Here is an 11559-nt window from a genome sequence, read left to right on the forward strand (position 1 = left end):
TTTTATAATCAATTGCTATTTTTTATCATTCTTTTTCTAGTTGTTGGATCAAGATATCTTTTTCTAACTCTAATATTTTTTGGCGTAACTTCAACTAATTCATCTTCTTCTATCCACTCTAAAGCTCTCTCAAGAGTTAAAACACGAGGCGGAACAAGTTTAATAGCATCATCACTGCCACTTGCTCTAACGTTTGTTAAATTCTTACCTTTAATTGGATTTACATCAAGATCATTTGATCTACTGTGTTCTCCAATTATCATACCAATATAAACTTTTGTTTGTGGCTCTATAAATAAAATTCCTCTATCTTGTAAATTCCATAAACTATAAGCTAGAGAAACTCCATTTTCCATACTAATTAAAGCTCCATTTGCACGCTTTTCTATACTTCCACTAAATGGACGAAATTCTAAAAAGCTATGATTCATCACACCTTCACCTTTTGTATCTGTTAAAAATTGACTTCTAAATCCAATCAATCCGCGAGCTGGAATCTCAAACTCAAGTCTAGTTTGTCCATCACCTGTTGGATTCATAACTTTCATTTCAGCTCTTTTTTTACCTAGTTTTTCTATAACACTCCCTGTACATTCATCGGGTGCATCAATTACTAAATGTTCATATGGCTCACATTTCACACCATTTATCTCTTTAATAATAACTTCTGGTCTTCCTAAGCAAAATTCAAAACCCTCTCTTCTCATATTTTCAGCTAAAATTGTTATTTGAAGCTCACCTCTACCACTAACTCTAAATTTACCTTCGCCTAAATTTTCATAACGCATCGCTATATTTGTTTTCATTTCAGCTTGAAGTCTTTCTTCTATTTTATTTGAAGTTACACTTTTTCCTTCAGTTCCTGCTAATGGTCCATCATTTACACTAAAAATTACACTTAAAGTCGGCTCTTCAATATGAAGTGGTTCAAGTGGAATTAGATTATTTGGATCGACAACACTATCACCTACATCAAGTGCTTCAAATCCTGCAATAGCCACAATATCTCCGCTTTTTGCTTCATTTATATCTAATCTATCAAGCCCTAAAAATCCAATAAGTTTTGAAATTCTACCATTTTGTTTAGTTCCATCAGCTTTCATAAGTGTTACATTTTGATTTTTAGAAATTTGACCATTAAATATTCTTGCAATACCTATTTTACCGACATAGTTATCATAATCAAGAGTAAAAACTTGAAGTTGTAAAGGATTTTCATCACTACCACTTGGAGTTGGTACGTGAGATAAAATTGTCTCAAAAAGAGGAATCATATTTTTATTTTCATCATTTAAATTTAATTTTGCATATCCATCTCTAGCGGCTGCATAAACTACAGGAAATTCAAGTTGCTCATCATTTGCATCAAGTGCTACAAAAAGATCAAAAATTTCATTTATAACTCTATCTGGATCTGCTGCTGGTTTGTCTATTTTATTTATAACAACAATTGGTTTTAATCCAAATGATAAAGCCTTTTTTACGACAAATTTAGTTTGAGGCATAACGCCTTCTTGAGCATCAACTAATAACAAAACCCCATCAACCATCTTTAAAACACGCTCAACTTCTCCACCAAAATCAGCATGTCCTGGAGTATCTATAATATTTATTTTTGTATTTTTATAATGAATTGCAGTATTTTTGCTTAAAATTGTAATGCCTCTTTCTTTTTCTATATCATCGCTATCCATAACTCTTTCGCCAACTGTCTTATGTGCATCAAATGTTCCTGATTGTTTTAAAAGTTCATCAACCATCGTAGTTTTACCATGATCAACGTGAGCAATTACAGCTATATTTCTAATATCTTTCAAATTTTTCTCCATATATAAAATTTTGCTTTTTATTATACTAAATTTTCTTATAAAAAAGCAATCTATCTTTTATCTTGCGAATAAATCTTAACTTCACTAATTAAAAACTCATATATTCTTTGCTGAATTAAAGCATCATCTTCATTTTCAATACTAATTAATCTTCTTAAATGCTCAAAATTTATCTTTTTTACATATCTTTTTTGAAATTTTAAAGTCCTATCTATATCTTTTAAAAGCCAATCTAGACTAAATTTTTTATAAGTTTCAACCGTGGCTATATATTCTTTTGTAACTTGAACTAAAATATCTGCTCTTGATTGATTATTTGGATAAATTTCTTTTGAAATTTCACTTAAAATCAAGTAATCATTTTTACTAATTTTAGATTTTGCAAGAAGTATAGAAGCAAAAATTTTAGAGCGAAATTCTAAAGATCTATAATTAAAAAGAAAAATTCCTCTAAAAAATGACAAAAATTGAGTTTTAAATTTCAAATCTAAACCTTTTTTAAGCTAATCTTAGTTATAATCACGCTTGCCTCTTCTTAGACCTGTGCAATGTTTTTTATAAGCACCGTTTCAGGGTAGGAATACAGCAGAACACTTGTTTTTAACATGTGCCGCAGCCATCTTGGAAGGGGTTTTTTAAATCAAAAAATTCTATAAAATTTATACAAATCTCATAAAAATTTATCCCTTCAATCGTAGGTTTTTCTTTAAAATATTCTAAAATTGATTTAAATCCATTTGTTAATTCTTTACTTTTTACGCCATAACTTATTGAAATTCCAGCTTCAAAAAAAGCTGCCAATTTATCACAATATTTTAAAGCCTTTCCGTCAATTGCTCTAAATTTATCTTCATTTACTAATTTTAAACTTCCTTCATAAAATTTAGGCGTATTTTCAAAAATTCTATTTTCAAATTCATTTTTTATAAAATTTTTACCATCTTTTCTAATCCCTAAAATATAAGCAAACTCATCTTTAATTTGGTCTGGAATATATGGCAAAATTTTATCATTTATTAAACGTATTTCATATTCATTAATAATTTCATCAAGTCCTTCTATACCGTATTTTACAGGACTAATTATATCTCTTGTAAGACTCTCTGGTAAATCATGAAATAAAGCACAAAAAAAGTTAAACTCAACTCTTTTTTTACAAGCATTAACTTTTAAAGAGTAAAAATACCCTAAAATTGCGACTATAAGCATATGACCTAAAACTGATGTTTCAGGAATTCGTGGAGTTTGAGCCCATCTTTTTTGAAATCTAAGCCTACCACTTAAATCAATCACTCTTGCTAATTTTTTATTCATAGCAATTTTTCTAATGCCAATTAATTCATAATAATCTTCTAACTCTTCATCAACTTTGTTTTTTACTTCATCAATATCACTTAAAAATTTACTTGTTTGATAAACAATATCAAATTCCCACTTTGTAGATATATATGAAGCAGCTTTTAGAATTAATCTTTCTTTCTGTTTTTTAGGATCTTTTTTAGTTAAATAATTTTTAAATCTTTCAAAAAATTTACCATTATCTATTTCGATTAATTCATCTTCAAATTTTACAAGTACCCATTCATAAATTTGATCTGATTTTGTATTTTGTATTTGATGAAAAACATCCGGACGTATATCTGTAACCATAACTCTTACTAAAAAATCAAAAATTCCACCCTCAATAATATAATTTACATCTACATCATTTTCACATTTTGCTAAAAAATAAGCCACAATAAATTTATGAGCTTGTTTATCTAACTCTACTAAATTTACCATCTTAGGATAATCATTCCATCTTGAAATAGAAGCAGATTTAAATATATGTTCGAGTAAATTTATCTTTATCATTTTTTATCTTTTTTAATATTACTAGAATCAATCTCTATAACTGTATGAACGTTTCCACGTGGATTAAAATCACCTACTATTTTCATCCATTTTGGTTTTAATTTATCATCTAAAAGAGAATAAATTTCATTTATACTATCTTCGTGGCTAATATTTTTATTCATAAAAGAATTTATATAAAGTTTAATAGCTTTTAACTCAACAACCCAATCATTTGGGATATATTCTAAATAAATTGTAGCAAAATCAGGATATCCACTCCTAGGACATAAACAACAAAACTCAGGCAAAGTTATTTTTATAACATAATCTCTTTTATGTTTGTTTGGCCAAATTTCTAAATCAGTTTCTGGGTTAAAATTATTTAAAATTTTCTCTCCGTAACGCATTTTCTTCCTTGTAAATTTTTGGTTTATCTATACAAAATCCTTGGACAAAATCAACATCACTATTTTTTAAATCATTTAAAAAATCGATTTTATCCACAAATCTTATAACTGTTTTTATATTAAAAATTTTTAAATTTTTATTAAACATATAAAATATTTTTTTTATTTTTTTATTATTATAATTTTTATTTATCTCTAAATCATAAATAACATAATCAAAATTTATATATTTAAAGTATTCAAAGCTTGCATTTTTTCCTAAAAATTGATTAATAGCTATTTTAAATCCATAATTTTTAAGTTGTTCTATAATTTCTGAGAAGCGATTAATTTCATCATAAATTTCTGTTTCAAAAAATTCAAAAACTATTTTATTGGGATCAATTAAATTATTTGTAGCCATTCTATAAATTTCATTTTTAAATTCTTGATTTCTTAAACTAATTGGTAAAATTTCTATAAAAACTCTACTATTAAAATTTTCAAAATCAAAATTTTTTGATATAAATTTAATCATATTTAAATTATATTTAATTCCATAATTATTTCTATGAATTACTTCTAATAATTTTGATTTTGTAATATTTCCAATTTTTTTCGAAGAGAAATTTATGGTTAAATTTAATAAATCTTCGTCATTTTTTAAAGATTTTATTGTTTGAATTTTTAAGTCAAATTTACTATTATCAATGGCATTACAAATAATTTCATCTAAAATATCTAATTTTAAATTTTTTATATTTTCTTCATCTTTATATAAAATTTTATAAAATAAAAAATTAATTATATTTTCCCATTTTTTATCATATTTTATATTAACAGTAGCAAAATCTATCTTAATTTCTATATTATTTATACCATTATTTGATAAATTTCTTTCAAAAATCTTTAAAAGATGGTTTAATTTTGATATTTTACAATCAATTAAAAATAAAAAAGTGCCACAACTATACCGACCTATTGGTAAATTTTTAAAATTTTGTTCTTCAAAAAAAATAGATAATTTATCAATAATTTTTTTTAAAATTATATCACCATTTTTAAAGCTATATCTAAAATTTATATCTTGAATATTTGAAATATTTATTAAAACTATATTTTTATTACTATTTTTTTTTATCTCTTTATTTAAAATTTTTATTATTTCTTCTCTGGTAAAGACATTAGTTACAGAATCTAAAATAGTAGTTTTAAAACAAAAATATATCAAATATATCACATAATAAACATAACAAGCAACTAAAATAATAAATAAAATAGTATCTTGAAAACTATAAATTTCATTATTAAAAATAATTTTTGCTAAAATAATAAGAACTAAAATAAAAGGAAATGCTATCTTTAGAGATAGCATAAATCTTTGTTCTCTCTCTTTTTTTTCACTAAAAAGTTGCATTAAATATCCAAATTTTTAACATCTTTTGCATGATCTTGGATATAATTTCTTCTAGGTTCTACCTCATCTCCCATAAATAGATTAAATGTTTCACTTGCACTAATTACATCTTCAATTTTTATTTGAAGTAAGCGACGATTTTCTGGATTCATTGTCGTTTCCCAAAGTTGATCTGGATTCATTTCACCTAAACCTTTATATCTTTGGATATAAGCACCTTTTTTAGCATTTTTTTCTATTTCAGATAAAATTTCTATATAATCTTTATCAAAATTTAAATCTCTTTCTTTTAATTTATTAAATACAAAAACAGCTTCTTCATATAGAGGATTTGAGAAAAAATTATCATTTATAACCAACTCTTCTAAACCTTGCTCTGTTTGAACATAAATTCTTATATTATCATCATTAACGTATGAATTTAAAATATTATGTCCATTTTTTTCTAAGAAATTTTTTATAATTTCATAAATTTCACTATAATTTTTAGCTAAAATATCACTATTTTCTATAATATATCTTATAACATCTATAACATTAAATCTTTTTTTAAGTTCATTTAAAATCATTCTATAATGAGATACTATTTTTAAAAATTCAATTAAATCTTTATTTCCAATCCCTTCAAAATTTACACCATCAATTCCAGTTTCAATCAAAAATTCATTTAAAGCTTTTTCATCTTTTAAATAAATTTCTTTTTTACCTTTTTTATATCTAAAAAGTGGAGGTTGGGCTAAATATACATATCCTGCTTCAACCATAGGTTTTAAAAATCTAAAGAAAAATGTTAAAAGTAATGTTTGAATATGACTTCCATCGACATCAGCATCAGTCATAATGATGATTTTGTGATATCTAAGTCTTTCTATATCAAATTCATCTCCAATCCCACAACCAAAGGCTGTAATCATATTTTTAATTTCATCTGAATTTAAAATTTTATCAATTCTAGCTTTTTCAACATTTAAAATTTTTCCACGAAGCGGTAAAATAGCTTGAAAAACTCTATCTCTTCCCTGTTTTGCTGAACCACCTGCTGAATCACCCTCAACTAAATATATCTCACTAATTTCAGGATCTTTGCTTTGACAATCAGCCAATTTTCCAGGTAAAGTTCCAACACTAAAGCTATCTTTTTTTCTTGTTAAATCTCTAGCTCTTTTTGCAGCTTCTCTACCACGAGCAGCCATTAAAGCTTTATTTATAATAGCTTTTGCTTCGTTTGGATTTTCTTCAAAATATTTACAAAGTGTTTCAAAAGCCATTTTTTGAACCAATGGTTTTACATAACTTGAGCCTAATTTTCCTTTTGTTTGTCCTTCAAATTGTGGTTCAGGAACTTTTACTGAAACAACTGCGATTAAACCCTCTCTTACATCATCACCTGTGATTTTTATATCTTTTTCTCTCGTATTTGCATTTGCAGAAATATAATTTGTAATTGCTCTTGTTAAACCAGCTCTAAAACCTGCTTCATGAGTTCCACCACCTGGTGTTTTAATATTATTTACAAAAGATAGTAAATTTTCACTATAAGAGCTATTATAAAGGAGTGCAAAATCTATCTCGATATCTTCAACCTTATCGCTAAAATTTATAGAATTTGCTACTATTTCTTTAGAATTTAGATCATTTACAAATTGATTTAAACCACCTTCAAAATGAAAATTTTCTTTTTTTCCATCTCTTTGATCTTTAAAATTTATAGTAATTTTTGAATTTAAATATGCAAGCTCTTTAAATCTTTTTATTAAAATTTCGCTATCAAATTCAGTTACTTCAAAAATTTCTTCATCAGGCCAAAATTCAACTATAGTTCCAGTTTGATTTGTAGTTTTTATAATTTCTAATTCAGAAGTTGGAATTCCTTTTGCAAATTCTTGTCTATAAACGTTTCCTTCTCTTTTTATGGTTACTATTAATTTTTTTGATAGAGCATTTACAACACTTATACCAACGCCATGGAGTCCGCCACTTACTTTATAGCTATCTTTATCAAATTTACCTCCAGCGTGTAAAACTGTTAAAACAACAGTTGCAGCTGGAATTTTTTCTGTAGGATGGATACCAACAGGAATTCCTCTACCATTATCTTTTATAATTACAGAGCCATAATTTGTAATTTCTATATCTATTTTATCGCAATATCCAGCCATTGATTCATCGATTGAATTATCAACAACTTCATAAATTAAATGGTGAAGTCCATTTATATTTACATCGCCTATATACATACCAGGTCGTGCTCTAACTGCTTCTAATCCTTTTAAAACTTTAATACTATTTTCACCATAAATTTTATTCATTTAGATTCCTTATTATATAGTAGGCATTATTATATTAATAAGTTCATCCGAACTTAACATAAATGCTACATCTTTGTTATTATAATTTAATTTAAAAATATTATTTTCAATGCTATTTAAAAAATCAATTAAAAATTTATTTGTAACTTTTAATATTATTTCGTCTTTATTCATCTGAGTATCTACTAAAATTTCAGTTTTTGCTTCGCTATTATCTTCGCTTATACTTTCAAAAAGAATTAAATTTGGTTTTATTGTTATTTGCATTTTATAACAAATCATATTTATCGTTTTAATTCCTTCTAAAATTTTATCTCTTTGAATTTCTATAGTTGTTTCAAATTCACTTGGTATAACTTTTTGATAATTTGGAAATTTTTTGTTTATTAATTTTGTATAAAATTCAAAATTTTCATTTCTTGCTATAAATATATTTTCATCATAATAAATTTCTGCTTCTTCAAAAAATATTTTTTGAATTTCATTAATTGCTCTTTTTGGCATTAAGATACTTGATTGTGTATTGTTTGTTTGCTTATTTAAGATATAAAGTCCTAATCTTTTTCCATCTGTTCCTACAAAATTTATTTGTTGAGGTTTAATTTCTATAAGACACGCATTTAATGCGTGATTTGGATTGCTTATGTCTATTGTAGGGAGAACCTTTTTTAAACTTCTACTTAATATTTGAAAATTTATATCAAAACTTTTTTTATTTTCTATACTAGGAAAATCAGGAAAATCAGTTGAATTATACATTGGAAGTTTAAATTTAGCTGTTTTTTGTTTTATATATAAAAAATTATTCATAGTTTCAATTATAATATCATCATCTTTTAAGCCTTTTATTACATCTAAAATTGTTTTTCCATTTGCAGTTGCATTACCTTGAATTTGTATATTTTGAGTTTTGATTTTATAAGCTAATCCCATTTCATGATCTGTTGCTTTTATATTTATAATATCATCTTTTGCTTCTATAAAAATATGAGATGTAATAGAACTTATATCTTTTTTGTCAATGTAAGAATTTACGCTGTTAATCACATTGTTTAGTAAATTTTTATCTATGATGAATTTCATAATATATCCTTTTTAAATTTAGTAGTGGTATTAGTAGGTAGTTTGAAAATGTGAAAACCTTTTTTAAACTCCCTACTTTGCTTATTTATATTGTTAAAAATTTTATTTATTTTTTCACATATTTTCACTATTTTTTCCTTTTGTTATTTTTGATTTAAGCTCTTCAATTTTTATTTTTAGGTAATCATCCTTATCAAATAGTTGTTTAATTTTTTTAATATTATGACTAACTGCACTATGATCTTTTAAACCAAAAAATACGGCAATTGCTGGCATTGTTGTGGTTGTTAAAATTTTAGATAAATATATACAAATTCTTCTAGCCTCTACTATATTTTTTGATCTATTTTTGCTTTTTATATCGCTTGGTTTAATATTTAACTCTTTTGAAACTTCTTTTAAAATATCATCTATAGTTATATTTTCTTTTCTTTCTTTTATTTGATCTATTAGGATTGTTTTTGTAAGTTCAAGAGTTATTTTCATACGCATTAAAGTAGAATAAGCATTTATTTTATTTAAAGCACTCTCTATCTCTCTTATATTATCACCCATATTTGTGGCTATGTATTCTATAATTTTATCATCTAAAACTATTTTATTATCAGAACTTTTTTTTCTAATAATTTCCATTTTTGTTTCAAGTTCAGGTGGTTCTATATTCATAATTAAACCACCTGAAAATCTACTAAGAAGTCTTTCTTCAAAACCTTTTAAAAATTCAGGTTTTTTATCACTTACCATTACTATTTGACCACCTTTTTGTTTAAGATGATTAAAAGTATTGAAAAATTCCTCTTGAATTTTATCTGTATTACCTAAAAATTGTATATCATCTACTAATAAAATATCGCAATCTCTATATTTTGTTCTAAATTTATCCATACTTAAATTTTTAATATGAAAAGTAAAATCGTTTTTAAATTGTTCGCTTGTGATACAAATCACGATTTTTCCATTTTCAATACAATAATTTCCAATAGATTGTAAAAGATGTGTTTTTCCTAATCCGCTTGGACCATATAAAAAAAATGGATTATATACTTTTCCTGGATTTTTTGCAACACATTTTGAACTAAGAAAGGCAGGTCTATTACAATCCCCAACTATAAAATTTTCAAATTTATATGTTTCAATAAGAGAAGAACTTTTATTTTCTTGCTTTATTTGTTTTATTTCATTTTTTATTTTTGAATTTAAATTTAAAGATGTTGTAATATAAACTGTAGGTTTAATACCAGTTTTTAATTCGTAAATTTCTTCTATTTTTTTGCCATATTTTGTTTGGATAAATTTTGCTATTAGTTTATTTTTTGTAGTAAAAACAATAAATCCAGGTTTTGAATTTTTCTCATTTAAAATTAAATTTTTAATGTATTTATCAAATTCATTTGGTAAAATACTTTTTTTTAATTCAGTAAAAACTTGTTCTTTGATATGTAACAAAAAAATCCTTTGTAAAATATTATACATATTTTATCAAAAATTTTATAAAAAAGTGTTAAATTTAAAATTTAATTTTCACTATGTGAATAAATAGTGAAAAAATATTGAAAAGGTTGTGAATGAAAATTTTAGGAATCGATCCTGGAACTAGGAATTGTGGGTATGCTTTGTTAGAAAAAAGTGGTGTGAATTTAAAATTAATTGAGGCTGGATTAATTAAAATAAAGCCATCAACTCTTAATTATCAAATAACAGAATTATGTGAAGGGCTTGATTTAATTTTTAATAACCATAAAATCGATGAGGTTGCAATTGAAGATATTTTCTTTGCCTATAATCCAAAAACAGTTTTAAAACTAGCTCAATTTCGGGGTGCTTTGAGTTTAAGAATTTTACAACTTCATGGAGAATTTTTTGAATATACACCGCTTCAAGTTAAAAAAAGTGTTACTGGAAAAGCAAAAGCTACAAAAGAACAAGTGTCTTTTATGGTTAAAAAAATCTTAGGCATAAAACAAGAGATAAAACCACTTGATATAACTGATGCTATCGCAATTGCTTTAGCTCATGCAAATACCTTAAAATTAAAAAAATAAATTTTAAGGGCAAAAGCCCTTAAAATTTTGTAAATTATTTACAACTATCACTTACTTCAAAATTTATATTAATTTCACTCCAAGACTTACCGTGGTGAAATGCTTTTTCACAAATTCTATTAAAAGCTTCCCAAGCTTTTTGGGTATTAAAATCTAAAATTTCAAGCTTTCCGCTAGCTTTTATAAGACCATTTTCTACTTTATATGATAGTGGAATTTCTTTTGTAACGCCGTTCATAGTAAAAGCCACTTTAATCTCGCTATCGCCAACTTCTGTGATTTTTGCACTAACTTTTGCAGGATCTTTTTCAAATTTTTTGAAAAATTGATTTATGGTGTTATTATTTCTTGTTTTTGCCATAGCTTTTGGCCACTCTTTTCCCATATTGCTCATATCAGCACTTGTATCAAGACTTAAAGCATCAATTTCAAGAGTAGCATTTAGAAGTTTTTCTTCTGGAAAATTTACATTAAATTTTGTAAAAGTATTTTTTGTAACCACATACTCTTTATTTGGAGAACCAAAAAATGTAAAATCATACTTAAAACTATCACTACAAACTCCAGCATAAAGAGAATTTGCAAGTACCAATGCACCTAAAAAAAATGAAGTTTTTTTCATATTTTATCCTTTTAAAATGAATTATGTTAAATTGT

9 protein-coding genes, 1 other RNA gene and 1 pseudogene are annotated in these 11559 nt (G+C 25.1%); 2 read left to right on the top strand and 9 right to left on the bottom strand.

Annotated elements, in window-relative coordinates:
• Positions 1-8: 8 nt before the first annotated feature.
• Both typA and F1B92_RS03430 read right to left on the bottom strand, forming a co-directional pair.
• Positions 9-1817, bottom strand: coding sequence for a translational GTPase TypA (gene typA, locus F1B92_RS03425; RefSeq protein ID WP_154570513.1), 1809 nt, complete (start codon positions 1815-1817; stop codon positions 9-11).
• A 62-nt stretch (positions 1818-1879) separates the two neighbouring features.
• Positions 1880-2314, bottom strand: coding sequence for a hypothetical protein (locus tag F1B92_RS03430; RefSeq protein WP_154570514.1), 435 nt, complete (start codon positions 2312-2314; stop codon positions 1880-1882).
• Positions 2315-2361: 47 nt separating this feature from the next.
• Between F1B92_RS03430 and ffs the strand changes: the two genes are divergently transcribed.
• An RNA gene (ffs, locus tag F1B92_RS03435) (signal recognition particle sRNA small type) lies at positions 2362-2459 on the top strand.
• A 6-nt stretch (positions 2460-2465) separates the two neighbouring features.
• On the opposite strand, the pseudogene F1B92_RS03440 reads toward ffs, so the two are convergent.
• From F1B92_RS03440 to dnaA, 6 genes and pseudogenes are all read right to left on the bottom strand, one after another.
• A pseudogene (locus tag F1B92_RS03440) lies at positions 2466-3683 on the bottom strand (HD domain-containing protein); the annotation flags it as partial.
• Positions 3680-4072 carry a preQ(1) synthase gene (queF, locus tag F1B92_RS03445; RefSeq protein ID WP_154570515.1) on the bottom strand — a complete coding sequence of 131 codons (393 nt, stop codon included), beginning with the start codon at positions 4070-4072 and terminating at the stop codon, positions 3680-3682. The gene queF and the pseudogene F1B92_RS03440, both read right to left, overlap by 4 nt.
• Entirely contained in the window at positions 4044-5468 is a 1425-nt protein-coding gene (locus F1B92_RS03450; RefSeq protein WP_154570516.1) for an EAL domain-containing protein, read from the bottom strand. The genes queF and F1B92_RS03450 overlap by 29 nt, the downstream gene beginning before the upstream one ends.
• Positions 5468-7777 (bottom strand): DNA topoisomerase (ATP-hydrolyzing) subunit B, encoded by a 2310-nt coding sequence (gyrB, locus tag F1B92_RS03455; protein ID WP_154570517.1) that lies wholly within the window; start codon positions 7775-7777, stop codon positions 5468-5470. The genes F1B92_RS03450 and gyrB overlap by 1 nt, the downstream gene beginning before the upstream one ends.
• Positions 7778-7789: 12 nt before the next feature.
• Positions 7790-8860 carry a DNA polymerase III subunit beta gene (gene dnaN, locus F1B92_RS03460; protein WP_154570518.1) on the bottom strand — a complete coding sequence of 357 codons (1071 nt, stop codon included), beginning with the start codon at positions 8858-8860 and terminating at the stop codon, positions 7790-7792.
• Positions 8861-8974: 114 nt separating this feature from the next.
• Entirely contained in the window at positions 8975-10306 is a 1332-nt protein-coding gene (dnaA, locus tag F1B92_RS03465; RefSeq protein WP_154570519.1) for a chromosomal replication initiator protein DnaA, read from the bottom strand.
• A gap of 119 nt (positions 10307-10425) precedes the next feature.
• Between dnaA and ruvC the strand changes: the two genes are divergently transcribed.
• A complete protein-coding gene (ruvC, locus tag F1B92_RS03470) occupies positions 10426-10902 on the top strand; it encodes a crossover junction endodeoxyribonuclease RuvC (protein WP_154570520.1) in 477 nt (158 codons plus the stop codon).
• Positions 10903-10936: 34 nt separating this feature from the next.
• Here ruvC and F1B92_RS03475 read toward each other — a convergent pair whose 3' ends face one another.
• On the bottom strand, positions 10937-11524 hold the full coding sequence (locus F1B92_RS03475; protein WP_154570521.1) for a YceI family protein: 588 nt from the start codon (positions 11522-11524) through the stop codon (positions 10937-10939).
• Positions 11525-11559 lie beyond the last annotated feature (35 nt).

Origin of the sequence: Campylobacter portucalensis (assembly GCF_009690845.1) — a bacterium.
Classification (GTDB): domain Bacteria; phylum Campylobacterota; class Campylobacteria; order Campylobacterales; family Campylobacteraceae; genus Campylobacter_B; species Campylobacter_B portucalensis.